The organism is Guyparkeria halopsychrophila (assembly GCF_044582135.1).
Taxonomy (GTDB): Bacteria; Pseudomonadota; Gammaproteobacteria; order Halothiobacillales; family Halothiobacillaceae; genus Guyparkeria.
Map to the genome: position 1 here is coordinate 42,488 of NZ_JBDODP010000012.1, position 24,681 is coordinate 67,168.

Below are 24,681 nucleotides of genomic sequence, written 5' to 3' on the forward strand. Positions count from 1 at the left end.
ATCGAGTGAACGAAGCCACCAACACTCAAAGACCGGCCCAACGCCAATCGTGAGAACGCGGTAAAACCAACCCCACTACAACCAAAGCATCCGCCCCAATTCATAGGGATGCAGCAACGTCTCGTGCGTCGGCACGACCCGCAGCTGGTAATCGACTTCCCCCGCCAGATCCGCGGGCAACGCAATTCGATGTAGCCCACGCGCCGGCTCGTCCACCGATTCCACCAGCTCGCCCACAGCCACCCGCCGAGACGCCCCCTCACCCAACACCGCCTCACAGCGAAGCGAGTGGGGCGGTAGGCCCGGGCTGGTGATTTCGATTTCGACACTCAAGGACTCCCCTTGGCGCATGAGCGACTCAGGCGTACTGATCACCTCTCCCTCGACCTGCGCCCAGTTGGCGTCAAGTGCCTGCTCGAATTCGGCCCGCTCGCGAGCGGCGCGGTAATCGTCCCGTGCCAGCAGTCGGCCGGCATCGATGGCCCGCCGGTAATGACGCTCGGCGTAATCCCGCACCATCCGTGAGGCGTTGAACCGCGGCAGGATGGTGGCGATGGCGTAGCGCTGCCAGGCGATCCACTCGACCGGCAGGCCCCTGGTATCGCTACTGGCAGGTGCCTCGCGGCGATCGAACAGCGGGATCACCTCGGTTTCCAGCAGCGTCAGCAGGTCGTCGGCCTCGCGATCGTCGCGCTCGGCGGTCTCTGCGGTCGATAAAAGCGACCAACCGTTGGCGACGCCCTTCTGATGATCGTGCCCCTCCGCCCACCAGCCATCGGCCACGGAAAGGTTGAGCACGCCATTGATGCCCGCCTTTTGCCCGGAAGTGCCCGAGGCCTCCATGGGGTATTCCGGCGTATTCAGCCAGACATCGCAGCCGGCCACCAGCCGCCGCGCCAGGCTCATGTCATAGCCCTCGATCAGAAGGACATGCCCGGCGAATCGCGGCTCGCCGCTCAACTCGTGAATGGTCTGCAACAGCGCCTGCCCCGGCTCGTCGGCCGGGTGGGCCTTGCCGGCGAAGACGAATACCAGCGGCCGCGGGCTGGTCTCGATCAATCGAGCGAGCCGTTCACGGTCGTGAAAGAGCAGGGCGGCGCGCTTGTAAGTGGCGAATCGCCGCGCGAAACCCACCAGCAGGAACTCGTCGACCGGCTGATCCAGTACCCGGCAGCGTTGCTTGAGGCGCACGTGGCCTTGGCCGAATCGCTCCGTTTGCCGCTCTAGTCGTGCCTTGAGGTCTTTGATCAGATGCGTCTTGGCAGACAGGTGCATCGACCAGAGGCGACTGGGCTCGGTGTTTCCGACCAACTCACCGATGCCTGCTTCGTGCAGGTGATCACGCCAATCGCGGCGGTTGGCGTCGAACAGACGAGTGAGGTCCCGATTGAGAAAGGTCTCCACATGCACGCCGTTGGTGACGTGTGTCAGCGGGTTTTCCTCGGCCGGCACCTCCGGCCAGAAGGCTTGGCTCATCTGCGCGGCGACCCCGCCATGCACACGGGAGACCCCGTTGTGCTGGCGCGAGCCGCGCAGGGCCAGGGCGGTCATGTTGAAGTGCTTGCCGTCATGCGCCGGGTCGGCACCCAGCGCCAGCAGCCGGGAGGCATCGATGCCCAGAATGGGCAGATGCGGCTGCCAATGCCCCTCGACCCATTCGCGGGCAAAGGTGTCGTGCCCGGCCGGCACCGGCGTGTGGGTGGTGAACAGGGTCGCGGCGGCCACGGCGTTCAGGGCCGGGTCGAACGGCAGGCCGTCCGCGGTGAGTTCTCGCGCCCGTTCGAGAATCGAGAACGCCGCGTGGCCCTCGTTGATATGCCAGGCCGATGGTGTGATGCCCAGGGCCCGCAGGGCCCGCACGCCGCCCACGCCCAGCAGCACTTCCTGCTCTAGCCGCCGGCGTCGGTCACCGCCGTAGAGCTGGTGCGTGATCTCGCGATCCGCGGCGGTGTTTTCGTCCACATCGGTATCGAGTAGATAAACGGGCACCCGCCCGACCCGCGCCTCCCAGACTTGCGCCGTCACCACGCGCCCCGGGAATTCCAGGCTTATGTGGACCGGTTGCTCGTCCCGTTTGGCCGGGTGGATGGGCAGATGCGAGAAATCCAGATCCTCGAAGCGCGCATGCTGGCGCCCCTCGGCATCGATGCATTGCTGAAAATAGCCCTGCCGGTAAAGCAGGCCCACGCCCACCAGCGGTAGACCGAGGTCCGATGCCGCCTTGCAATGATCCCCCGCCAGAATCCCCAGCCCGCCGGAATAGATGGGCAGCGACTCGTGGAAGCCGAACTCCGCGCAGAAATAGGCCACCGTCTCCTGCGGATCGATCACCGGCTCGAGCACGTCCATGCGCGCATCGGAGCAATGCACCTCGAACTCGCGCCAGACCGCCGCCAGTTCCGCCAGAAACGCCGAATCGCCCGCCGCCTGGTCCAGCCGCGCCTGCGGCACCAGTTGCAGAAACCGCACGGGATTGCCCTCCACCTGCGCCCAGGTGTCCGCATCGATGCGGTCAAACAGATCCCGCACCGCCCGCGACCGGCTGTAATACAGATTGCCGGCCAGCTCGTTTAATCGGGAGAGCGCTGGCGGCAGGGAAGGACGGAGTTCCAGATGGTGCATGGTGGGCATGTCAGGGGCTCGAGGGAATGAGCTCACGAGTGTAAGGGTGAATCATGTCGGTGGTGTAACAGGAAGGTTGTCGACTAAGGTGGCAGTGGCAGTGGCAGTGGCAGTGGCAGTGGCAGTGGCAGTGCCGGGCCCCTGGAGGCGTCACCAACCGGTTTGGGCTCGCGCACGCCCAATCGTCATTCCCGCGAACGCGGGAATCCAGCGTCCGCAGCCACAACCGGCCTCGGTTGGCAGCAGCGTAGAAGACGCCTCATGACGTATGCCAGGAGAGTCGGCCCTATCGGCTCCGTCGAACCTGTCATGGATTCCCGCTTCCGCGGGAATGACGTCGGAGTTCCGAGTGGCGGGTGCTGCCACCGGTCAGCTCAACCCTCTCCCGGACTGCTTGATTGCGTGCTGCCCACCCCACGGCCTCGTCGTTCCCGCGAAAGCGGGAACCCAGAAATCGAAGCCACCCGCGCCCACCGGCAACCCCAACACCGACAGAGCCCAACACCCCCCCCCTGGCATCACCACCCACCCCGTCATACACTCGGCCACAACGCCCCAGCACGCCTCCCAACCGCCAAGCAAAAAAAATTTCGCCCAAGGCCTAAAGGTCTGATCAGCCACGCCGATAAGGGAACCGTAACCAAGAGAAAACGCCCCAAGATCGGGGCCCGTCTGTAAAGAGGAGACGACATCATGGTAATGGGCGTAAACACGAACATCATGGCGCTGAACGCGCAAAACCAGCTGAGCTCGAGCCAGAGCGAGATGAAAGGCGCGATGGAGCGTCTCTCCTCCGGCCTGCGCATCAACAGCGCGGCGGACGACGCGGCCGGTCTGGCCATCTCCGAGCGACTGACTTCGCAGATCAACGGCCTGAACCAGGCAACGCGTAATGCCAACGACGGCATCTCCATCGCGCAGACCGCCGAAGGCGCCATGCAGGAATCCACCAACATCCTGCAGCGGATGCGTGAGCTGTCCATCCAGTCCGCCAACGGTTCCAACTCGTCTTCCGACCGCGCTGCCCTGCAAAAGGAAGTGTCGGCCCTTCAGGACGAACTGACCCGTATCGCCGACACCACCGCCTTCGGTACCCAGAAGCTGCTCGACGGCACCTTCGGTTCGCAGGCGCTGCAGGTCGGTGCCGAGGCCAACCAGACCATCGATATCTCGCTGCGCAATGTGTCGGCCAGCTCAATCGGTGGTCAACGCATTGATGGTGAGGGCACTACCGCCGGGACGACCGTCGCTGGCGCCACGAACGACATCACTGCCGGCACCGTCACTATCACCAACTCGTCTTCCTTGCAGGTTGCGAACGTCGATTTGGCTGCCGCTGACGAGGCGAACGACATCGCCTCCGCGATCAATGCCGTTTCCAGCGACACCGGGGTGAACGCAACTGCCTACACCGAGGTGGAAATCGCCTCTGATTACGCAGAAGCAATCGACGCTGGTTCGATCAGCACCGATCAGGGAACGACCGATTTGGTCGGCGTCTCCAGTGCGCAGGAATTGGTGGACACCATCAATGCCGACAGTTCGAACACCGGCCTGAGTGCCTCGATCGACGCGGAGTCAGGCAATGTGCGGGTCGCCTCCAGCGAGGGCCTGGACATCAGTACCTCGTCTTTCTCTTATGCCACCGCAGGCTCCACAGCCACCACGGTTGACTCGGTCGTCAACGGCACAGCGGATACGACCAATCTGACCACCGTAGGCGCTGCCACTACCACCATGGGGACGGTGCAGCTGGATTCGACGGATTCCTTTACCGCCACAGGTGGTCCCACTGCGGAGGTCTTCTCCGGCACGGCCTCTACCCTGAACGCGGTAGATAACGTCGACATCGGCACGGCCGACGGTGCCCAGAGCGCCATCTCCGTCATCGACGGGGCGTTGGCCTCGATCAACTCCTCGCGGGCTGATCTGGGTGCGATCCAGAACCGGCTGGACTCCACGATCTCCAACCTGAACAATATCTCGGAGAACGCCACTGCGGCTCGCTCCCAGATCCAGGATGCGGATTTCGCCCAGGAGACCTCCAACCTGAGCCGCTCGCAGATCCTGCAGCAGGCCGGCACCGCGATGCTCTCGCAGGCCAACGCGGCCCAGCAGAACGTACTGAGCCTGCTCGGCTAATCCGGGCTAACGAGATGACGCCCAGCGGACGGGCGTCATCACTTTGCATATAAGGGGGTGGCATTATGAGCGACATCAGTGCCTCGAATGCCTTTGGCAAGATGCCAAGCCTTTATGCGGCGACCGCTCGCACGGCCCAGGGCCCAGCCCCGGGTGGCGAGCGGTCTGTCGAATCCGGGCGACAGGTCAATGTCGAGGCCGCAAACTCCCAGGGGGGCAAGAATGCCTCGTTGGGCGCGGCCGAGACGGCGTCGTCGGGCCTGGACCGGGAGGCGCTCGAGCAGAAGCTCGATGAGCTTTCCGAGATAGTCCAGGGCCAACAGCGTGACCTGTCGTTCACGGTCGACGATGACACCGGGCGCACCGTCGTCAAGGTGATCAATTCGCAGACCGAGGAAGTGGTTCGGCAGATCCCGATGGAGGAAGTCCTCGAGATTGCCCGACGGATTGAAAGTGGGGAGGGCGGCATGCTCAAGCTGGAGGCTTGAGCAACGCCCCATCGGGTTTTAGCCCATCCAAAGCAAACGGTTAACTTCTTCAGGAGTTTTTGACAATGGCGATTACAAGCACAGGCATCGGCTCCGGCATTGATGTAGGCGGGATCGTCAGTCAGCTGGTTGCCGCGGAGGGTCGACCCGCCCAAAATCGCCTGGACCGGCGGGAAGCCGAGGCCCAGGCCACTATTTCAGCATTGGGTTCGCTCAAGAGCGTGCTCAACGAGTTCAAGGCGTCGCTGGCCGGCCTGACGGACCTGGATGCATTCCAGGCCCGCAAGGCCACCAGCGGCGACCTATCAGTATTCACGGCCACGGCCGACCAGACCGCCAGCGCCGGCAGCTACCAGATCGAGGTCGAGCGCCTCGCCCAGGGGCAGAAGCTGCGCAGCGGCGACTTCGCCGATGCCGATACTGCCGTGGGCACCGGCACGCTGACCATCGGCACGGGTGGCAACAGCTTCGATATCGCCGTCGATGCCGGCAACAACACGCTCGCCGGCATCCGTGATGCCATCAACGCCTCGCCGGACAACACCGGCGTGACCGCCACCACGGTGAACGTGGATGACGGGGTCGGTGGCACGGTGAGCCGCTTGATCCTCACCGCCGACGAGCCGGGGAAGGCCAACGAGATCACGGTGTCGACGGTGGACGATGACGGCAACAACACCGATGCCGCTGGCCTGTCGCAGTTGGCCTCCGGCAATCTCACCCAGTTGCAGGCGGCGGAGGATTCCCTGATCCGTATCGACGGCCAGGCCGTGACCCGCTCGAGCAACACCATCGACGATGCCATCGATGGCGTGACATTGAACCTAAAGAATGCCGAGGTGGGGTCGACAAACACCCTGGACGTGGCGCTCAACACGGGAGCGGTAAAGGCCAAGGTCAATGCGTTCGTCAAGTCGTACAACGAGTTGATCAACACCACCAACCAGCTGCAGGCCTATGACTCGGAGACGGGGCGGGCCGGCCCGTTGCAGGGGGATTCCACCCTGCGCACGGTGATGAACCAGCTGCGTCGCGAGGTCGGTGGTTCGGTGGAAGGTGTCGCGGGCGCGTTCCAGTCGCTGGGGGCCATCGGCGTCGAGACCCAGCGCGACGGCACGCTGGCCGTGGACGATGGCAAGCTCAATGACGCCATCGACGCGGACTTTGCCTCCATCGGCGAGATGTTTGCCTCGGAGAACGGCGTGGCCAACAAGCTGGATGATCTGCTCGACGGCTACGTGGGCTTCAACGGCATCCTGTCCAGTCGCACTGACAGCCTGAACAACCGGATCGACGGCATCAACGACGATCGCGAAAGCCTCAGTCGGCGTCTGCAAAGCCTGGAGTCGCGACTGCTGGACCAGTTCAATGCCATGGACGCCGCGGTGGGCCAACTGCAATCCACTGGGAATTACCTTTCCCAGCAATTGAACAACCTGCCTTTCAATAACCTGGCAGGCGACAAGTAAACCGCCCTGAATCGCATAAGAGGGGAACGACCATGTACGCCAACGCAGCATTTGGTGCCCAGCAATACGCAAACGTCGGGGTCCGCAGTGGTATCGAGGACGCCTCGCCGCACCGCCTGATTCAGATGCTCTTCGAGGGTGGTCTGCAGCGCCTGGCCACTGCCAAGGGCGCTATGCAGCGCGAGGATCGTGCTGCCAAGGGCGAGCAGATCGGCAAGGCCATCGGCATTATCGGTGGTCTGCGCGAGTCGCTCCGGCCGGAGGGCGGTGAGCTCTCCGAGAACCTGGAAAGCCTGTACGCCTACATGCAGCGTCGCTTGCTGGAGGCCAACATCGAGTCGAGCATCGAGAAGCTCGAGGAAGTCTCGGGTCTGTTGCGCGACCTCAAGGAAGCCTGGGACGGCATTGCGCCGGAAAAGGTTACCGATTCGGCTGGTGCTGATGTTCGCCAATCTGCCTGACAAATTACCGGTAAGGGCCCAGAACCTGCTCGCCCTGAGCGAAGGCATGCTCGCCTCCGCGAAGGCCGATGACTGGGAAGCCGTGATCGAGGCCGATGCGATGCGCCGGCCCATGATTGACCAGCTCATTGCCGAGGGTGCGCCCAACGATGCACCGCCCGCTGAATGGATGCGCGAGTTCCTGGAGGAACTGCAGGCCATAAACGATCAGGTGGTCAAGCTGGGCGAAGAACGCAAGGCCGAGATTCGCTCGGACCTGGGCGAGATCCAGACCGGCAGTAAGGCGGTGAAGGCGTACGATCCGGAGCGGTGATGTTCGTCCTTCAGGGTGACTGAGATTGGGGCCGAGAGGCCCCTTTCTTGTGTCTGGCTCGTCTATCCGTGGTGGCCTCGATGTCTGGATTCCCGCTTTCGCGGGAATGACGGGTTCTTTGAATCTGAGGCGTGTGCGACCCATATCGCTGTCCATTGCAGCGGACGGTTTCCTAAAGTCTGAATTCATCTATGCGCCTTCAGAGCCGTCATTCCCGCGTACGCGGGAATCCATGTCCGCCTGCCGATGGCAACGAACGTCGACCTTCGAACCCCTCGTCAGACGATCGAGTCATACAAATCCCGCCACTTGTGGTTGAACCCTTCGATCAGTTCAATCTTCCACGCCCGCCGCCACTTCTTGATCGCCTTCTCCCTGGCAATGGCGCCTTCCATGGTCGGATGCGTTTCGTACCAGACCAGGTTGTACACCCCGTAGCGACGGGTAAAACCTTCGACTAGGTCGTTCCGGTGCTGCCAGACGCGTTGAACGAGGACGCTGGTCACGCCGAGATAGAGCGTGCCGTTGCGCCGGTTGGCGAGGAGGTAGACACAGGGCTGTTTCATTCCGTTGAAACTCCTGGGTTTTGATTTGTTGTCTCCTAAATGAAGCGATCCGCGCTCCATTGGGAAGACTCGTTCTTTGGTTGTTTCTGGTGGCTCCGTTTCCTGGATTCCCGCTTTCGCGGGAATGACGGGTGGTGGGCGGCGGCCAATGGAAATTAACACTCCGAGGCCTCTCAGCTTGATCGAAGCCCCTCGTTTACCTGGATACCTTCAAACCAGAAGCCTGTCATTCCCGCGAAAGCGGGAATCCATGAAGTCATCAGTAAGCCACGAGGTGCTGAAAATGGACCCAGCCCGTTCAGCAGGTTGCGGCACCGGGTTCAAACTCACCTCTGCTTCGCCGCCACCGTCTTGATCGCCGGCATGTCCACGCCCAGCTCGTCGGCCTGCGCCAATGCCCGCTCCATCCGCTGCGGCGCGGAACGGCCCATGCACTGGTGCTGGGGGTCGCCGTCGAAGCCCTTGATCATCCCGTCCATCAGGCGCTGGGGGTCGAATGCCTTCCCCACTTTCGCTTCCTGCAGGGCGATGACGTCCGCCGCGATGTCGCGAGCCAGTTCCTGGTGGTTGTTCCACAGATCTTCGACGTCACCACCGGTCTCGAGCCCGGCGATATTGGTGGTCAGGATGTAGACGTTCTTGATCACCAGTTCCTCGAGCATCTCGTCGGCATCAGCCACCGGGTGGGCGGGGATGTCGAGCGACTGCATGGCCGCGACCAGGGCATCGGCCTTCGGGCCGTGGACGGGCGAGGAGATCAGCGGCTTGACCGGCTTGCCGGGCTTTTTCTCGAACCAGATCGAGGCGACCGTCGGCGTCTCGATGTCGTGCTTGCGCCAATCGTCGGGCAGCAGTTCGTTCTGGATCAGCACGACGCGGTCGAACCACGCGGACGGGATTTGTTCGAGCACCGAATCGAGGTCTTTTTCACCGACGGTCACCAAGAGCCCGTCGAGGAAGGGGCGGGCGGACAGCGCGGTCTGGATGTTGGTGTCACGGCCGATGGGGAAGACCGGGTGGCCGGTCTTTAACAGGCCGTGGGCCAGTACGCCGCCGATCTCGCCGGCGCCGATCAGGCCCCATTCGGTAGCAAACGGTTGCGACATCAATCTCTCCTCATTCTTCATCTTCGTCGGGGATCAGCAGTTGACCCGCCGTGAGTATCTTTTCCAGCAGGATGCGCGCGCTGGCGTTGCTGGCGCGTTCGGCAAGCGCCTCGCCGGGCACATGGACGTGTTGGGTCAAGAAGCGCGCGAGCGGCAGGGACTCGGCATCCAGCTCGTGGCTCTGCCCGTCAATGCACAGGTGGCCCGGGTCATCACCGTTCGGTTCGAGCAGCAGCCAGCGCGAGGCCGGGGTGCGCTGCAGTTCGCTGATCTCGTGCAGGTGGTCGAGGATGCCGACGATCTCTTCGTCGTGGTAGCGCGGGTAAAGGTCGGCGTGGTCGACGGGGCGCTCGGTCAGCGTTTCGGCGATCAGGCGGTCGAGCTGGTTGGCATCGGCCGTCATGGTCTCGAGGACCCACTCGCGCAGCCGCTGGCGCGTGGCTGGATCGAGTTCGCCCGGGTTGTCGCCAACCTTCAGATCCGGGTCGCGGTAGCGCTCTTCGGGCGCCAGTGTGGCCAGTCGGTCGCAGACGCCGCCGACGAGGTCGGCCTGCGTGGGCGCGCGGAAACCGATCGACCAGGTCATGCAGTCGTCGACCGCGACGCCGTGATGCGGGATGCCGGGCGGCAGGTAGAGCATGTCGCCCGGCTCGAGCACCCATTCCTCCGTCGGGGCGAAGTCGGTCAGGATGCGCACGTCGAGCCCCTCGCGGTAGGCGGTGTGCACGGGTGGGTTCTCGATCTGCCAGCGGCGTTGGCCATGGGCCTGCAGCAGGAAGACGTCGTAGTCGTCGATATGCGCGCCCACCGAGCCGCCCGGCGGGGCGTAGGAGATCATCAGGTCGTCGATGCGCCAGTCCGGCACGAAGCGGAACTGCTCGACGACTTCCATCAGTTCGGGCACCAGTTTCTCGCAGTCGGTGACCAGCAGGGAATAACCGTCGTCCGGCAGGTTGCGGAAGTCCTCCTCGGTGAACGGCCCCATCTTGAGTTGCCAGTCACGCTCGTCGCCGTGCTCCAGGATCAGGCGCGATGGCGCATCCGCCTCGCAGGCCAGCCCGGCCAGTTCCTCCGGGGCGATCGGACTCTCGAAGCCCGGGAATGCCCCGCGGATCAGCACCGGTTTTTTCTGCCAGTAATCGCGCAGGAAGGTCTCGACGGAGAGTTCCCCGAGCACGTGGTCGATGGAGGCGTTCGTTGAACCGGTCATGGCCATATCCCTGCATTTGGGTGGGTATGACCAAGTCTAACGGATATGGTGGGATGGGGGAGACTGCAGGGTGGGAGCTCCCTTTTGCTTGGGGTGCTCGGCATGGTGGGCTTGCCACCGTCGCCGTGTGCTAATTGACCGTGACGCCGCGTAATCGGTCGGCACTCGGGTGAATAGAACCGCCCATTCGTCATTCCCGTGGCTTGGGTATGGGCAAAGAGTCGTCATTCCCGCGCAAGCGGGAATCCAGTGATCGGAGCCATGCGGATGGTGGATGGCTGCCAGCCGAAAAGGGCCAAAGGCGTTGGGCCGGTGAGTCGTGCCGACAGCTTGGTTATGGATTCCCGCTTCCGCGGGAATGACGATTCTGGTGGGGGCTTGGAGGATGTCGGCGCCGGAAATGTGATGGCATCGTTGGAGCCGTCCGGTAGCGTTGCGTGGTGACAGCAGCCGGTCACGATCGCCGCAAGAAAAACGGCGCGCCCGGAGGCGCGCCGTTGATGGTTCCGCACGGACCTCGCATCAAGGCGGGGCGTTACTTCTCCAAGCGGTTCAGACCGATCGCTCGCATGATGTATTTCTCGTAGATCGGCTCCGAGGTGCCTTTCTTCATCTTGCGAATGAAGTACTTCTCGAAGGCGATCTTGGCCAGGTGCACCCAGCGGCCGGCCGCGAACCAGTTGACGTTGCGCGGCGGGATCTGGGGCATGGCGATGAAGGCCGCGCCCCGGTCGCCGAAGTCGGCCAGGCAGATGGCCTGCCACGAGCCCTTGGAGTTCGGCTCGCCCTCACCGGTGATCTCCGCCTGGATGTTGTGCACGATGGCGGTGACCATCGATTCGATCATGTAGCCGGTCTTGGGTGCACCGGTGGGCACGGGGGTCTTCTCGATCGGCGGGATGGCGATGGCCACGCCGGCGGCAAAGATGTTCTTGTACTTGGGGTTGCGCTGGTAGTCGTCGACCTGGACGAAGCCGCGCGGGTTGCACAGGCCGTCGACATTCGCCACGCAATCCACGCCGCGGAAGGCGGGCAGCATCATCGAGTGATTGAACGGCAGGGCGTGGGTCTGCTTGACCTCGCCATCGTCGTTGAGCTCCTCGATATGCATGGTGCCGTCCTCGACCCGCGTGGTGCGGGCGTTGGTGATCCACTTGATGTCGTGGGAGCGCATTTCCGATTCGAGCATGCCCTTGGAATCGCCGACGCCACCCAGGCCCAAATGGCCGATGTACGGTTCGGCGGTGACGTAGGTGATCGGCACCTTGTGGCGCAGCTTCTTCTTGCGCAACGCCGAGTCGAGGATGAAGGTGTATTCGTAGGCCGGCCCGTAGCAACTTGCGCCCGGCATGGCGCCGACGATCACCGGCCCCGGGTTTTCGACCAGTCGCTTGAAGTCATCGTAGGCCTGCTCGGCGTGATCGATCGTGCAGACCGACTCGGTGTAGCCGCCGTGAGGCCCGGCACCCTCGACCTCGTCGAACATCAGCTTGGCGCCGGTCGTGATGATCAGGTAGTCGTAATCGACCGACTCGCCGTCGGCCAGTTCGAGGCGGTTGGCCTCGGCATCGATGCGCTCGACCGATTGGGCGATAAAGCCGATGTGCTTTCGTTCGACGTAGGGGGCGATCGGGAAGGTGATGTCGTCACGGTTGCGCCAGCCGACGGCCACCCAAGGGTTCGACGGCACGAACTGGAAGTAAGGCTCGGCGTTGATGACCGTGATGCGATGCTCGTCGCCGAGTGCTTCGCGGGCCTCGTAGGCGGCGGGCAGGCCACCGATGCCGGCGCCCAGAATGACGATATGTGCCATGACGTGCTCTCCCTGTTTATGACGATCGGATCGATCCGCAAACGCATCGATGCCGAGTACATCGATTGTTCATCGGCGGGCCGGGAAAAACAAGGGTTGGTCTACAAGAAACACAGTTTTGATGATCGGGTGGACTTTAAGCCTATGAATAATAGATAGTTTCCGCCGATGTCAGTATATTAGAAAACAATAAACCGGCGGCAGGACTTGTTTCGGATTTCCCTAGCCGCGCCAATCGGCCAGTTGTTCACGGGGGAAGCCGACGATCGATGACGGCGCCGGCGAGAGGTCGACCCACAGACCGCGGTGCTCGGGCCAGCGCTGGTCGAACCAATGCCGGCCATTGCCCATCTCGATGAAGATCCAGCCGCCGGGGGCAAGGTGCCCGGCGGCCTGATCGAGCAGCCGCTCGACCAACGCGAGGCCCTGGTCGGGGGCGAACAGCGCCGCGGCCGGTTCATGGTGGTATTCGTCGGGCAGGGCCTCGGCCTCGTCGGGGTCGACGTAGGGCGGGTTGCTGACAATCAGGTCGAAGACCAGCGGCTTGTCGTCGGCATCCAGGAGCTGATCGAACCCGTCGGATTGCATCAGTTCCACGCGCTCGGCGAGCTGATAGTCGGCGACGTTGTGCGAAGCCACCGCCAGGGCGCCGAAGTCGATGTCACTCCCGATGACCTCCGCCTCGGGGAAATGCTCGGCCAGGGCGATGGCGATGCAGCCCGAGCCGGTGCCGATGTCCAGAATGTGTGTCGGTGCCGGACCGCGGTCGAGCAATGCCTTGAAATCATCGCGGATCAGGTCGCCGAAGGGCGAACGCGGGATCAGCACGCGCTCGTCGACGTAATAGGGCTGGCCCAGGAACCATGCCCGGTTGAGCAGGTACGCGGTGGGTACGTGGTCCAGGCAGCGCCGCCGGATCAATTCGACCAGGGATCGCCGCTCGTCGGCGGTGACGCGAGCCCGCCACCAGTCTTGCCCTAGATTCGGCGGCAGCCGCAGACCCTCGAGCACCAGCCACGCCGCTTCGTCCAAATAGCTGTGGGTGCCGTGGCCGAGGAACACACCGTGCTCGTCCATGCGGCTGGCGGCCCAGCGGATGAAATCGAGGATGCTCTCGAGGTGGTCGTGGTTGCCGAGCGTTTCGGGGGTGGTGTGGGACGGGTCGTGGGTGTGGCGCATGCGGTGGCTCATCGGGAAGGCGTGTGGGAAGTGCGTATGGGCAATCACTGCTCTGGCACAATAGTAACCGAGAGAACCTCTGACGGACCGATGCCGGGAGACTCCCTGGCTATCACCCAGACAATCACACCCAGACAATCACATCTAGGCCACCACGAGGCGATATGACAAGCCCAAGCAATGCCGTGACATGGCAATCGCGCCTGTGGGCGCGCACCCAGTACATCCTGCCGCACCACCTGATTTCCGGGCTGGTGTTCCGGGTAACGCGTTGGCGGGCGCCCTGGACGGAGTGGCTGATCCGGCGCTTCGTCAAGACCTTCGGGGTGAATCTCGGCGAGGCGGCCCAGACCGATCCGGCCGACTACCCGACCTTCAATGCCTTTTTCACCCGGCCGCTGGCCGAGGGCGCGCGACCGATCGAAGGGCCGGAGACGACGTGGGTCAGCCCGGTCGATGGCGGGATCAGCCAGATCGGTCACATCCAGTCGGGCAATATCTTCCAGGCCAAGGGGCGCGCCTACACGGCCACCGACTTGCTGGGGGGCGACAAGTCGCTGGCCGAGCCCTTCAAGGACGGCTCGTTTGCCACGCTCTACCTCTCGCCGTCGGACTATCACCGTATCCACATGCCGGTGACCGGCACCTTGCGCGAGATGATCCACGTGCCGGGGCGGTTGTTCTCGGTATCGACCGGGACGGTGGCCGAAGTGCCGCGCCTGTTCGCCCGCAACGAGCGCCTGGTCTGCCTGTTCGACACCGCCGACGGCCCCATGGCGATGGTGCTGGTCGGGGCAATCAACGTCTCGGCCATCGAGACCGTCTGGGCCGGCCTGGTCACGCCCTCACCACAGCGCCAGATCGGGCGCTGGAGCTATGGCGGTGAAACGGGGCTGTCGATTCGCCTCGAGCGCGGCGCCGAAATGGGACGCTTCAACATGGGGTCGACGGTGATCCTGCTGGCCGCCAAGGGTGTCGAGTTCGATACCGCCTGGCAGGCGGAGATGCCGATCAAGCTGGGGCAGCGGTTGCAGGCATCTGATTCCGGCGACAAGGGCGAGGTGAAGACCGAAGGCTAGGTGCGTCGGTCATTTCTTGCCGAGGAGCGTCAGGGCTACATTGGTTTGGCGGCTGCTCCACGTGTCGTGCCGTGGTTCCCTGGATTCCCGCTTTCGCGGGAATGACGAGGCTTTCTTTAGGTCCTGGTTCTGCTGCTCCTTGCCTAGCGATCAATGTCGCGGGCACAAAACCCGTCATGCCCGCGAAAGCGGGAATCTCGTAATCGAAACCGCGAAAGTCAGGGCGAGCGAAGCCCCGCTGGCAGCCTCTAAACCCGCCTTGCCGAAAACGGCAGCACGGCGTCGATATCCTCGGCACCCGTCAACCACATCAGCAATCGATCCACGCCCAGGGCCACGCCGCTGCAATCGGGCAGGCCGTGGGCCAGCGCGGTGAGGAAGCGTTGCTGGCTGGGTGATGATTGCTGTGCGCCGTTCGCCCCCAGGCGGCGGGCCTGCTCGTCGGGATCGACCAGTTCGTGGTAGCCATTGGCCAGCTCCAGCCCACCGCCGAAGACCTCGAAGCGCGCCGCCGTGTGGATTGCTCGATCCTCGAACCGAGTGGTCTCAAGGCGGGCCATCGCGGCCTGGCTGGCCGGGTAGCCTGTCACCACCGTGACGGCCGCCGGGTCGAGCCGGGGTTCGATCACCAGGCTCATCAGCAGGTCGAGCCAGTCGTCGCGGGTCATGTCGGCCGCATCGGCAACATCGATGCCGTGCTGCCCGGCTGCCTGGGCCAGGGTGTCGGTGTCGGCGTGGTAGGGGTCGAGGGCGCAGTGCCGGCGAAAGAGCACGCCGTACTCGTGACGCTCGACCGGCGCCGGCGACAGCCCAACTGCCTCTCGGGCCGCCTGGATCAGGGTGATGGTGGTGTCGATGGCCGTCTCGAGCATCGCGCCGTTGTCGTACCACTCGAGCATGGTGAACTCGGGGTTGTGCCGCCGGCCGGCCTCAAAGGCGCGGAAGACCGGGCCGAGGTAGTAGGCGCCGGGCAGGTCGGGGTAGGCGCAGAGCAGCCGCTTCATGGACAGCTCGGGCGAGCTGTGCAGGCTGCCGGCGGGGGTGCCGTCGGGGAGGGTCGCCCGGAACAGGGCGATGTTGGGCTCGAAATCGGGGCTGTCGGTCAGGACGGGAGCGTCGATCTCCAGCCAGTCACGCGCATCCAGCGTCTCGCGCAGCAGGCGCTTGAGCCGGGCGCGCTGGCGGAGCGTGTGGAGACTGGCGCCGGGGCGCCAGCATTCGTGCTCCGGGTTGGTCACGTCGCCCTGTATCAGGTCTTGACGCGCGAGAGGTATTCGCCGGTGCGGGTGTCGCAGCGCAGCATTTCGCCTTCCTCGATGAACAGCGGCACCTTGACCACGGCGCCGGTCTCGAGTGTCGCCGGCTTGGTGCCACCGGTGGCAGTGTCGCCACGCAGGCCCGGATCGGTCTCGACCACCTTGAGCTCGACGTGGTTGGGCGGCAGGACCTGGATCGGCACGCCGTTGAACAGGGTGACCTGGCACATGTCCTGTTCCTTGAGCCACTGGGACGAGTCACCCACGGCCTCGTTGGTCGCCATGATTTGCTCGAAGGACTCGGGGTCCATAAAGTGCCACTCCTCGCCGTCGGAGAAGAGATACTGCATTTCCTGCTCGTGGATGTCGGCCGCCTCGAGGGAATCGCCCGACTTGAAGGTGCGCTCGATGGTCTTGCCGGTCTTGAGGTTCTTGATCTTGACCCGGCTGAACGCCTGACCCTTGCCGGGTTTGACGAACTCGTTCTCGACGATGTTGGCCGGATCGCCATCGAGCATGACCTTGAGACCGGCGCGGAATTCGTTGGTGCTGTAAGTAGCCATGGGAACCTGTAAGTCAATCGAAGACGTTGGAAATGGCCGCGATCATACCCGATAATCCGTCATCGTCCCAGCCTGCCGCGCGGCCTCGTCGAGACGCCGATTTCGTCGAGCTGACCACGCCGATGGTCGAGTCGCAGATCGATGCGACCGACCCGGACGACCCCATCGCGCGCCAGTTTCGGCTCGATCCGCGCGAGGCGCTCGAGGTGCCCGGGTTCAATGCTGACCCGGTCGGGGATCTTGCCGCCAATGCCGTGCCGGGCGTGTTGCACAAGTATCGCGGCCGGGCCCTGCTGGTGTTGACCGGCGCCTGCGCGGTGCATTGCCGCTACTGTTTTCGGCGTCACTTCCCCTATGGCGATCAGCGCCTCGACGAGGCCGCGCTCGAGCAGGCGCTGGCTTACCTGGCCGCCGACCCGGAGATGACTGAGGTGATCCTGTCCGGCGGCGATCCGCTGGTGCTCAGCTCCCGGCGTCTGGTGAGCGTGATCGAACGTCTCGCTGCCTTGCCGCACCTGCGTCGCTTGCGTATCCACAGCCGCATTCCCACGGTCTCGCCCGAGCGAATCGACGACTCACTCTGCCGCATGTTGGCCGATTTCCCCGGCCAGGTGGTGTTGGTGGCCCATGTCAATCACCCGCGGGAACTCGGCGCGGAGAGTGCCGCGGCATTCAGGCGGTTGCGCGACGCCGGGGTCACCTTGCTCAACCAGGCCGTGCTGCTGGAAGGGGTGAACAACGACACGGAGGTGCTCGTCGAACTGTCCGAGGCGCTGTTCGCGCAAGGGGTGTTGCCGTACTACCTGCACCTACTCGACCCGGTGGCCGGCGCCGCCCACTTTGCGGTGGACGCGGAGACCGGTCGAGAACGGATCGAGGCGCTACGGGCATGTCTGCCCGGCTATCTCGTGCCGCGCTTCGTGGTCGAGCAGGCGGGCGAACCCAGCAAGACACCGATCGGCTGATCGATGGCGGTCGCGCCATTTGGCGCGCCAGACGTGGATTCGAGCGGTGGCATTGGATACAGTATGATCGGCGTTCGTTCCCGTATTGGCGGGACGCATGGAGGCAACGTCCCCGCGCGGGTATGAGTTAAAGGAGTTCGTCGATGGCCGGTTCGTCTCATCCACCCCAGTCACCTGCCGTGGATGATCTCGAGGCCCTGCTCGAGCGGGTTCTGATCGCCAACCCGACCGAGGCCGCCAGCCTGCTGGCCAGCTTTCTTGGCCGCACGGATCTCGAGGAGATCAGTGACGAGGATCTCAGCGGGTTGATCGCAGGGCTTGAGCCGCAGGTCGAGCGAACGGCCAAGGCACTGCGCCGCAGCCTGAGACAAAGCCCGCTGCCCATGTCGCCGCAAGCGCGTGGACAACTGACGTCGCTGTTTACCTTGTACCGGGCGGCGCAATCGCTGGCCAATCTGCGATTGGGTCTCGCCCAGAGTGGCGATGTCGACCAAGCGCAGGCGACAGCCCATCGGCAGCGTGTCGAATGGGCCGCGCGCCTGATCGTCGATTGCTACCAGCTCTACGTGGGGGTGCCGCAGCCGCTATACGCGGATCTGCACCAGTTCGCCCGGGTGGCCTGTTGCGACCTCGAGGCATCCCAGCCGGAAGCGTGGAATGCCGTGCGTGATATCTACGTGGCGGTCCTGTTGCTGGCGATGGTCAACCCCTATGCGCTGACCGTCGAGGAAATGGCAGCGCTCTACCCCTGCCTGCGTAAAGTGGCCGGGGCGGTGGAGGTCACCGCCGATCGACCCACTGGGTCGGCTCGCTACGTCGACATGACTGGTCGACTTGCGCCGCACATCGCCATCAGCGGAGGCGGAGCGAATCCGGACGGTGCCGTGTACCTCGGGGTCGACGTCCTGTATCGCCGCGAGACCATCGAGGGACTCGATGCCGAGTGCCGGTTGGCCCTGAGAGGATTTTTACGCCGGTTGCAGTTTTTCCTGAGTTCGCGCGAGGCGCGTCGCCACGACCATGTCGAGCAACACCTCGGCGAGCGAGCGTTGATCACCATCGGTTTTCACAGCGTGCATAACCGGCTGCTCGAGGACACGCTCTACAGCCTGCATACCTCGCAGCACCTGACCTTCTCGGGGCTGGACTGGGAAGGATTGGAACGGCCGGTTCGTGGCCAGGTCAAGAACCGGCCGAGCATCCATGATTTCAAGCTCGAAATCGACTCGGGTGGCCGGAATGATGTCGACTGGGAAGCCAGGCCGGATGCCAATGCCCGCCCGGCGACGCCGCGCCTCAACCGGCCGTCCACCTGGGACGTGGTCAACCTCTCCGAGCGAGGGCTGCGACTTCACTGGCGGCTGGCCGACAACAGCCGGGCGGCGGTCGACGAGCTGATCCTGATCGAGCGCGCCCCGGACCAGGAGGTCGGTGGTCTGGCCGCCGTCATCGGGATCGGTGTCATCCGCTGGGTGCGGCACCTCGATCACGACAACTGCACGATCGACATGGGTGTCGAACGCCTGCCGGGCGACTGGATGGCGTATTTCGCCCATTCGGCGGAGGAAACGCTGCACACTGCCGGAACCTGGCCGGTGCTTGCGCGCATCGAGGGGAACCGGATCGAGCAACTCATCCTGCCGCCGGATCTTGCCGATCGCGGCCGCCGCGTGACCGTGATCCGCGAGCAAGGCGAGGACAGCCATATCAACCTGGAGCGTATCGTGATGGTGGGTTCCCATCTGGTCGTGATGGAGACAAGCCCTGATAAGGGAGGCAATTCGTGACGCCCGTCGAGACCGTCGAAAACACCCCATTTTCCATCCTGCACATCATCGGCTCGGTCAACGACTCGATCGCACTGCGCGGCGAGTTGCGTAATGCCGGTCTGCAGGCATCCGTGCACAATGCCGCCGACTTTGATGCCGCGCGCCACGAAATCACCCGTATCCCGGTCGACATCGTTTATATCGAGTACGGCGCGAATGCCGCCGAGATGCTGACCGCGCTCCGCGAACTGGCCGCCCGTGAGCCGGCACTGGCCGGTGTGCCGATGGTGGTGTACGACGACATCGGCGGGGTCGAGGAGGTCGAGGCATTTCTCGAGGCCGGCGCGTTCTCGGTGATCCCCCACGAATCGCTGGTCGAGCCGCAGCTGATGCGCGCCGTGTCCTTCGCGTTGCTCTACCAGGACCGCGAGCGCAAGGCCGTCCAGCTGACCAAGTCGGAAATGCGTTGCCAGAAGCTGATTGACGGTTCGTCCGAGGCGGTTGCCTACCTGCAGGATGGCCTGCACATCTACGCCAACCAGGCCTACCTCGACCTGCTGGGCTTTGCCAGTATCGACGAGTTGCGCGAGGAGCCGATTCTCGACCTGGCCGCTGGCGACTCGGCCCAACGCCTGAAGGCCTTTCTCAAGACCGAGGATGCCGAGGAGACCTTCACCCTGCGGACCAACGGCGGTCACGAGATCGAGGTTCGGATTCACAGTACCGCGGCGTCCTTCGATGGCGAGCCCTGCCTGCAGGTGTTCGCCACGCAGGTGAAGGAAGACGTGGCCGACATCTCCGAGCAACTCGAGTACTTCGCCCGCCGGGACCTGCTCACCGGCCTGTATAACCGCAACTACCTGTTCGAGCAGATCGAGGCCCGCCGCATCGAGATCGTCAACGGTGAACAGCAGGAGACCGGGGCGTTGCTGCTGCTCGAGATCCTCAATCACGACGAGATCAAGCGCCATATCGGCACCACCGGCATGGACAACCTGCTGACCGAATTCGGCAAGAAGGTCGAAGAGCGGGTTGGTGGGCAGGGCCTGGTGGCGCGCCATGGCGCGTTTTCTTTCCTGATGCTGCTGGGAAGGCTCGACCGCCATCGCACTGCCGAACTGGCCGATGTGCTCAATGAACTCGCTCGCGAGTATGTCTACACCCAGGGCACTACCTCGGTGACGGTCACGACCTCGGCCGGCTACCTGGTGCTCGACGAGAATTCCCCGCCGAATGCTGCCGAACTGGTCGACCGAGTGGAGCGGGCTTCTAGCCGGGCGTCGCAGGCAGGCAAGTACCTGGCGCGCCTGTACGAGCTCGACCTCAAGACCGCCTCCGAGCGCGAGCAGGACGAGGCCTGGGCGCGCAAGATCAAGACGGCCCTGCGCGAAAGCCGCTTTTCGTTGGTGTTCCAGCCGATTGTCTCGCTGACCGGTGACCGCGAGATCAGCCGTTACGAGGTGTTCGTACGGATGCTCGACGAGGACGGCAGCCTAATCTCGCCGGCCGAGTTTCTCTCGCAAGCCGAACGCGGTGACTTGATTCAGTCAATCGACCGCTGGGTGGTGCTCTCGGCGGTCAAGCAGATTCACAACGGCGTGAAGAACGGCGAAAAGCCCAAGCTCTACATCCGTATCAGCGATGCCTCGCTTCACGATGCCGAATTCACCAAGTGGCTCAGCCAGCGCCTGCAGATGACTCGCCTGCCGGACACCTTGCTTGCCATTCAGGTCTCGGTTGACAACGCCGGCCATGCCCTACGGCACCTGGCCGACATGCAGGAGGCCCTGCGCCCGTTGGGTGGCGAACTGATCCTGGATGGTTTCGGTTCCGGCGACGACAGCTTCCGCATCCTCGACCACCTTCCCGTCTCGACCATCAAGATCGCCCGGCCGCTGCTGGAGAACTTCGCCCAGGAGAGCGCCAACCAGGATCGGGTTGGCGAGGTGGTGGGGCGCGCCAAAGAGGACGACATCGCGGTCATCGTGCCCAACGTCGAGAACGCGGCCAGCCTGCAGGTCCTCTGGCCGATGGGCGTGGATTTCGTGCAGGGCGACTTTATCCAGGCCCCGCAGGAAAGCCTCGAGTTCGATTTTGCGCAGTTCTGATTCGCGGTCGCGCACGGCATGACGGTAAGATGAGCCCGCCCCGGACGCTGTCCGGGTAGTCCTACATTGCCGTGAAAACCGCCGAGACCCGACCCCGTGACCGACGCCGACCAGCCGCTTGCCCCGCCCCTGCCGACCACGTTGCCCACCGACCGGATCCTGGTGCAGGGGCTCGAGTTCGAGACCATCATCGGCATCCTGCCCATCGAGCGGGAAACCCCGCAGCCACTGCGGGTCGACCTGGTGCTCGAGGTCGAGTCCTTCCGGCAGGCCGTGATCAGCGAGCACATCGACCAGACGGTTGATTATGCGGCCGTCTCGCGGCGGGTGATTGAGATCGTCCGCGAGGGCCGTTTCCAACTGGTCGAGACACTGGCCGAACGCTGCTGCCAGGCCTTGTTGGCCGAATTCCCCGTCCATCGCGTGACGATGCGTGCGATCAAGCCGCATGCGCTGGCCGAGGCGGCCGGCGTGGGTGTCGAAATCACCCGTGAAATCGCATCGGAGGCGGTGGCCGGGGAGGGTGCATGAGCGCCAGCTCACGCCAGGACGGATTCGAGCTGCCGGCACCCAGCTCGGCGGATCAGACCAAGAGCCTTGAACTGATCGAGCAGCTCGTCGAACAGATGCGCGACGCCCCCATTTCGTTCGCCGATTACATGGCCACCGTCCTGTATCACCCCACGTTGGGCTATTACGGCAGCGGCCAGGTCGCCTTCGGTGCCGGCGGCGATTTCATCACCGCCCCGGAGCGCTCCCGATTCTTCACCGCCGGGCTGGCCTACGAGTGGCACCAGGCACGGGCAGCCGACGTGGGCGGTGAGATCCTCGAGATCGGGGCCGGCTCCGGTCGGTTGGCGATCGATCTTCTTGAGTTGCTGGCCGCGGACGAGGCGCTGCCCGAGCGCTACACCATCCTCGAGATCTCGCCGGCGCTGGCCGCCCGCCAGCAACAGAACCTGCGCGCGTCGCTGCCGGCCGAGGTGGTCGAGCGCGTGCGCTGGATCGACGCCTGGTCGGCACTCGATTGGTCGGGCGGCATCGCGATCGCCAACGAGGTGCTCGATGCCATGCCGGTGGAGCGATTCCGCTGGTGGCCGGGCAAGCCGGATACCGCCGAACGCCTGATGGTGGGTTTCGACGGTGATCGTTTCGTCTGGAAGGAGCAATCGGCCGATGCGCCGTTACAGGCGGCAGTCGAGGCGATCGCCGCGCGGATCGACCGTCCGATCGTCACCCCGCGCGAAACGGTGTTGGCGGAATACAGCCCCGATCTCGCCGACTGGTTGGGCGAGATGAGCGCAGCGCTCGGCGCCGCCGGGGAAACCTGGATCTACCTGTTCGACTACGGCAGCCACACCGCCGATATCTACCGCGGTGATCGCGGCGAGGGCACCCTCAAGTGCCACTACCGCCACCTGGCCCACGAAGACCCGTTCGTCTATCCGGGGCTGCAGGACATTACCGCCTGGGTGGACTTCCAGGCGGTCGAGCAGGCCGCGCGCGAGGCCGGTTTCGCGATCGATGGCGAGCGCAGCCAGGCCCAGTGGCTGCTGGGCACCGACGTCCCACGGCTGGTCGAGCGTGAACTGCAGGCACGCGATTCGCTGACCGATCAGGCCCGCCTGGCACAGGAATTCCGTGAGTTGGTCATGCCCACCGAGATGGGCGAGCGTTTTCGCGTCCTTCGGCTTCGTCTGGGCGGCTGATCATCACAGGGCGGCGTTCGGCGTCTCTTGCCGACAGATGGCGCCCGACTCGCCGTTTTCCAGCCAGTCGAGGACGGCCGGCATCACGGCGCAGGGCGGCTGGCGATCCTCGGACCGTTCGCCGGGGAAGCGCGTGTGGCGCAGGCGACTGTTCACCGCGCCGGGATCGAAGCCGGTAATCCACACCTGAGGTGTTTCGGCCGCCCATTGCCGAATCATCCGTTCCACGCCGGCGTGTGCGATGTCGTGGGCGTTGCCGAAGGCCTCGGTGCCGCGATCGGTGAAGAACAGCACCCGCGGGCGCTCCGATTGCTCCAGCAGTGGCCAGGCACTGCGGCTCAGGGCGAATGGCGCGGTCAGGTTCACGTGCAGGCTTTCCTGGAACTTCATCAGGTCGGCCTGGGCGAGCGGCGCGAGCTCACCGGCCGTGCCCATGGCATGCACCAGCAGGTCCAGGCGGCCGAAGGCCTGCTCGATGCCCTCGACGAGCGTCGTGTAGTCCTCCGGGGCGGCACCCGAGAAATCCACCGGTTGGATCAGGGGTGGCTCGCCGCGGGACGCGGCGGGCAGCTCGGGAAGGACCCGTTGGTTGATGTCGTCGGCCAGCCGGTCGAGCTGGTCGAGCTTGCGTCCCAGCAGGATCAGGGTCGCGCCGCGCGCGGCCAGCGTCTGGGCGATGGCGGTGCCCAGCGCGCCCGTCGCGCCATTGATCAGCACGACCTGGCCGGCGAACGAGGTGTCAGTCGACGAATCGGCGGCCGTTTTGGAGGAAGGGGAGTCGGTCATCGGGATGTCTCGGGAGTGTGAGCCCGTGATGGTTGGGCTGTAGGATCGGGGCCGGGTTCGTTTGGGTTACCAGGAGGCACGCCAGGCAAGCCACCAGCAGCGCACGGGGCTGATCTCATGACGTGCGCCGGTAAGCTCGGCGGGCGTCTCCTGCATCAGGCGCAGATGCTCGCGGTCGATGGCACGCAGGATGCGAAACAGGCGGGGCGGCCGACCGTTTGCCTGCCAGTCATCCAGGCCGTCGCGAATCCTGGCGAGTTCCTCGCGAAACAGCGCCTCGCGCGCCGCTGGCGCGGGTTCGCGGTAAAGATCGGCCTCGTCCAGCCCGAAACGATTCAGGGTGTCTTGCGGCAGGTAGACGCGTCCGTCGCGTGCGTGACGCCCCAGCAGCCGGGCCCGGTCGAGCCGGCCGTGCCAGCGCCCCAGTCGGGCGGCGGCCTCGATCTGCTCGACGGGCAGCTCCAGCAGCCGGCCGTACAGGGCGAACAGACTGGCGTAACGCGCGTCGAGAAAGGCCTCGAGGTCCGCTTCGGTGGCAAAGCCTTCGTATTCGAGTTCGATGCGTGCCGCGCCCAGCCGCTCTTCCAGTCGGGCGATCAGCGGTGAGTCCTCGCGCCGCGCTTGCTCGCCCAGCCCGATCTCGTCCAGCCCCGCGGCCAGAGACTGAATTACCGGGTGCTCGGCTCGGCCCTTGGTCATGCCGAGTAGTGCCTCGCGCCACCAGTCGAGCTTGGCCATGGCCACCTGCGGCTCGCTGACGGTCTCCGGAATCTCGGCCAGCGACACATCCAGCGCGCGCAGGGCCGTGACCGCCCGCTGTCGGGCGGGGGACAACTTGAGGCTGGCCAACCGGAAGGCACTGCCCACCGGGCGGGCGAGACGCTCGCATTCGGCGGCCGCCAGATGGGGGTCGACCGCCGGGCTGGGGGATTCTGCATTCATGGGCACGGATTCTACCAGTTCCGTCGGGGCCCAGCCGGGGATCGGATCGCCGTCGGCCCTCAAGAAATCGCCCGCCCGACCGATATACAAGCGAGCGTGAATCCTTTCCCGCCATCCACTTCAAGCAAGGTGCTA

At 64.5% G+C, this 24,681-nt stretch carries 21 protein-coding genes; 11 read left to right on the forward strand and 10 right to left on the reverse strand.

Features of this window, described 5'->3' with window-relative positions; translation table 11 throughout:
- Nucleotides 1-75 precede the first annotated feature (75 nt).
- Nucleotides 76-2,631 carry an alpha-glucan family phosphorylase gene (glgP, locus tag ABGV18_RS06785; RefSeq protein ID WP_396585374.1) on the reverse strand — a complete coding sequence of 852 codons (2,556 nt, stop codon included), beginning with the start codon at nt 2,629-2,631 and terminating at the stop codon, nt 76-78.
- A 690-nt stretch (nt 2,632-3,321) separates the two neighbouring features.
- Here glgP and ABGV18_RS06790 point away from each other — a divergent pair.
- The 5 genes from ABGV18_RS06790 (at nt 3,322) to ABGV18_RS06810 (ending at nt 7,495) form a co-directional block, all read left to right on the forward strand.
- Complete coding sequence (locus ABGV18_RS06790; RefSeq protein ID WP_396585375.1) at nt 3,322-4,764, forward strand: flagellin N-terminal helical domain-containing protein; 1,443 nt, start codon at nt 3,322-3,324, stop codon at nt 4,762-4,764.
- A gap of 65 nt (nt 4,765-4,829) precedes the next feature.
- The gene (locus ABGV18_RS06795; RefSeq protein ID WP_396585376.1) at nt 4,830-5,252 is read left to right on the forward strand and encodes a flagellar protein FlaG; all 423 of its coding nucleotides are present in this window, start codon (nt 4,830-4,832) and stop codon (nt 5,250-5,252) included.
- A 65-nt stretch (nt 5,253-5,317) separates the two neighbouring features.
- Entirely contained in the window at nt 5,318-6,721 is a 1,404-nt protein-coding gene (gene fliD / locus ABGV18_RS06800; RefSeq protein ID WP_396585377.1) for a flagellar filament capping protein FliD, read from the forward strand.
- Between the two features lie 32 nt (nt 6,722-6,753).
- On the forward strand, nt 6,754-7,182 hold the full coding sequence (gene fliS, locus ABGV18_RS06805) for a flagellar export chaperone FliS (RefSeq protein WP_396580998.1): 429 nt from the start codon (nt 6,754-6,756) through the stop codon (nt 7,180-7,182).
- Nucleotides 7,163-7,495, forward strand: coding sequence for a flagellar protein FliT (locus ABGV18_RS06810; protein ID WP_396585378.1), 333 nt, complete (start codon nt 7,163-7,165; stop codon nt 7,493-7,495). Before fliS ends, ABGV18_RS06810 begins: the two co-directional genes overlap by 20 nt.
- A 278-nt stretch (nt 7,496-7,773) precedes the next feature.
- Here ABGV18_RS06810 and ABGV18_RS06815 read toward each other — a convergent pair whose 3' ends face one another.
- The 5 genes from ABGV18_RS06815 to prmB all read right to left on the reverse strand — a co-directional run bounded on the left by ABGV18_RS06815 (nt 7,774) and on the right by prmB (nt 13,369).
- Nucleotides 7,774-8,061: a GIY-YIG nuclease family protein gene (locus tag ABGV18_RS06815; protein WP_396585379.1), complete on the reverse strand. Its 288-nt coding sequence runs from the start codon at nt 8,059-8,061 to the stop codon at nt 7,774-7,776.
- Nucleotides 8,062-8,387: 326 nt separating this feature from the next.
- Nucleotides 8,388-9,167 (reverse strand): hypothetical protein, encoded by a 780-nt coding sequence (locus ABGV18_RS06820; RefSeq protein ID WP_396585380.1) that lies wholly within the window; start codon nt 9,165-9,167, stop codon nt 8,388-8,390.
- A gap of 10 nt (nt 9,168-9,177) precedes the next feature.
- A complete protein-coding gene (locus ABGV18_RS06825) occupies nt 9,178-10,377 on the reverse strand; it encodes a JmjC domain-containing protein (RefSeq protein WP_396585381.1) in 1,200 nt (399 codons plus the stop codon).
- 535 nt (nt 10,378-10,912) lie between these two features.
- Nucleotides 10,913-12,190 carry an FAD-dependent oxidoreductase gene (locus tag ABGV18_RS06830; RefSeq protein ID WP_396585382.1) on the reverse strand — a complete coding sequence of 426 codons (1,278 nt, stop codon included), beginning with the start codon at nt 12,188-12,190 and terminating at the stop codon, nt 10,913-10,915.
- Nucleotides 12,191-12,412: 222 nt separating this feature from the next.
- Complete coding sequence (prmB, locus tag ABGV18_RS06835; protein WP_396585383.1) at nt 12,413-13,369, reverse strand: 50S ribosomal protein L3 N(5)-glutamine methyltransferase; 957 nt, start codon at nt 13,367-13,369, stop codon at nt 12,413-12,415.
- Nucleotides 13,370-13,533: 164 nt separating this feature from the next.
- Here prmB and asd point away from each other — a divergent pair, with 164 nt between their 5' ends.
- On the forward strand, nt 13,534-14,448 hold the full coding sequence (asd, locus tag ABGV18_RS06840; protein WP_396585384.1) for an archaetidylserine decarboxylase: 915 nt from the start codon (nt 13,534-13,536) through the stop codon (nt 14,446-14,448).
- A gap of 248 nt (nt 14,449-14,696) precedes the next feature.
- On the opposite strand, the gene ABGV18_RS06845 is transcribed toward asd, so the two are convergent.
- Together ABGV18_RS06845 and efp are read right to left on the reverse strand one after the other, a co-directional pair.
- A complete protein-coding gene (locus tag ABGV18_RS06845) occupies nt 14,697-15,686 on the reverse strand; it encodes an EF-P lysine aminoacylase GenX (protein WP_396585385.1) in 990 nt (329 codons plus the stop codon).
- An 11-nt stretch (nt 15,687-15,697) separates the two neighbouring features.
- Nucleotides 15,698-16,267, reverse strand: coding sequence for an elongation factor P (efp, locus tag ABGV18_RS06850; RefSeq protein WP_396585386.1), 570 nt, complete (start codon nt 16,265-16,267; stop codon nt 15,698-15,700).
- A gap of 32 nt (nt 16,268-16,299) precedes the next feature.
- Here efp and epmB point away from each other — a divergent pair, with 32 nt between their 5' ends.
- From epmB to ABGV18_RS06875, 5 genes are all read left to right on the forward strand, one after another.
- Nucleotides 16,300-17,232, forward strand: a complete 933-nt coding sequence (gene epmB, locus ABGV18_RS06855; RefSeq protein WP_396585387.1) for an EF-P beta-lysylation protein EpmB — start codon at nt 16,300-16,302, stop codon at nt 17,230-17,232.
- A gap of 143 nt (nt 17,233-17,375) precedes the next feature.
- The gene (locus ABGV18_RS06860; protein WP_396585388.1) at nt 17,376-19,019 is read left to right on the forward strand and encodes a hypothetical protein; all 1,644 of its coding nucleotides are present in this window, start codon (nt 17,376-17,378) and stop codon (nt 19,017-19,019) included.
- Nucleotides 19,016-21,109, forward strand: a complete 2,094-nt coding sequence (locus ABGV18_RS06865) for an EAL domain-containing response regulator (protein WP_396585389.1) — start codon at nt 19,016-19,018, stop codon at nt 21,107-21,109. Before ABGV18_RS06860 ends, ABGV18_RS06865 begins: the two co-directional genes overlap by 4 nt.
- Nucleotides 21,110-21,205: 96 nt before the next feature.
- Complete coding sequence (folB, locus tag ABGV18_RS06870; RefSeq protein ID WP_396585390.1) at nt 21,206-21,640, forward strand: dihydroneopterin aldolase; 435 nt, start codon at nt 21,206-21,208, stop codon at nt 21,638-21,640.
- Complete coding sequence (locus tag ABGV18_RS06875) at nt 21,637-22,818, forward strand: SAM-dependent methyltransferase (RefSeq protein WP_396585391.1); 1,182 nt, start codon at nt 21,637-21,639, stop codon at nt 22,816-22,818. Before folB ends, ABGV18_RS06875 begins: the two co-directional genes overlap by 4 nt.
- 3 nt (nt 22,819-22,821) lie before the next feature.
- Here the strand turns inward: ABGV18_RS06875 and ABGV18_RS06880 are convergent, their stop codons facing one another.
- Nucleotides 22,822-23,604 carry an SDR family NAD(P)-dependent oxidoreductase gene (locus ABGV18_RS06880; protein WP_396585392.1) on the reverse strand — a complete coding sequence of 261 codons (783 nt, stop codon included), beginning with the start codon at nt 23,602-23,604 and terminating at the stop codon, nt 22,822-22,824.
- A gap of 66 nt (nt 23,605-23,670) precedes the next feature.
- Nucleotides 23,671-24,546, reverse strand: coding sequence for a squalene/phytoene synthase family protein (locus ABGV18_RS06885; RefSeq protein WP_396585393.1), 876 nt, complete (start codon nt 24,544-24,546; stop codon nt 23,671-23,673).
- Nucleotides 24,547-24,681: the final 135 nt, after the last annotated feature.

Excerpts from the sequence above, each read along its gene's own strand:
- glgP (WP_396585374.1), bottom strand. The coding sequence starts at position 2,631 with ATGCCCACCATGCACCATCTGGAACTCCGTCCTTCCCTGCCGCCAGCG.
- ABGV18_RS06790 (WP_396585375.1), top strand. The coding sequence starts at position 3,322 with ATGGGCGTAAACACGAACATCATGGCGCTGAACGCGCAAAACCAGCTG.
- ABGV18_RS06795 (WP_396585376.1), top strand. The coding sequence starts at position 4,830 with ATGAGCGACATCAGTGCCTCGAATGCCTTTGGCAAGATGCCAAGCCTT.
- fliD (WP_396585377.1), top strand. The coding sequence starts at position 5,318 with ATGGCGATTACAAGCACAGGCATCGGCTCCGGCATTGATGTAGGCGGG.
- fliS (WP_396580998.1), top strand. The coding sequence starts at position 6,754 with ATGTACGCCAACGCAGCATTTGGTGCCCAGCAATACGCAAACGTCGGG.
- ABGV18_RS06810 (WP_396585378.1), top strand. The coding sequence starts at position 7,163 with ATGTTCGCCAATCTGCCTGACAAATTACCGGTAAGGGCCCAGAACCTG.
- ABGV18_RS06815 (WP_396585379.1), bottom strand. The coding sequence starts at position 8,061 with ATGAAACAGCCCTGTGTCTACCTCCTCGCCAACCGGCGCAACGGCACG.
- ABGV18_RS06820 (WP_396585380.1), bottom strand. The coding sequence starts at position 9,167 with ATGTCGCAACCGTTTGCTACCGAATGGGGCCTGATCGGCGCCGGCGAG.
- ABGV18_RS06825 (WP_396585381.1), bottom strand. The coding sequence starts at position 10,377 with ATGACCGGTTCAACGAACGCCTCCATCGACCACGTGCTCGGGGAACTC.
- ABGV18_RS06830 (WP_396585382.1), bottom strand. The coding sequence starts at position 12,190 with ATGGCACATATCGTCATTCTGGGCGCCGGCATCGGTGGCCTGCCCGCC.
- prmB (WP_396585383.1), bottom strand. The coding sequence starts at position 13,369 with ATGCGCCACACCCACGACCCGTCCCACACCACCCCCGAAACGCTCGGC.
- asd (WP_396585384.1), top strand. The coding sequence starts at position 13,534 with ATGACAAGCCCAAGCAATGCCGTGACATGGCAATCGCGCCTGTGGGCG.
- efp (WP_396585386.1), bottom strand. The coding sequence starts at position 16,267 with ATGGCTACTTACAGCACCAACGAATTCCGCGCCGGTCTCAAGGTCATG.
- epmB (WP_396585387.1), top strand. The coding sequence starts at position 16,300 with ATGGCCGCGATCATACCCGATAATCCGTCATCGTCCCAGCCTGCCGCG.
- ABGV18_RS06860 (WP_396585388.1), top strand. The coding sequence starts at position 17,376 with ATGGCCGGTTCGTCTCATCCACCCCAGTCACCTGCCGTGGATGATCTC.
- ABGV18_RS06875 (WP_396585391.1), top strand. The coding sequence starts at position 21,637 with ATGAGCGCCAGCTCACGCCAGGACGGATTCGAGCTGCCGGCACCCAGC.
- ABGV18_RS06880 (WP_396585392.1), bottom strand. The coding sequence starts at position 23,604 with ATGACCGACTCCCCTTCCTCCAAAACGGCCGCCGATTCGTCGACTGAC.
- ABGV18_RS06885 (WP_396585393.1), bottom strand. The coding sequence starts at position 24,546 with ATGAATGCAGAATCCCCCAGCCCGGCGGTCGACCCCCATCTGGCGGCC.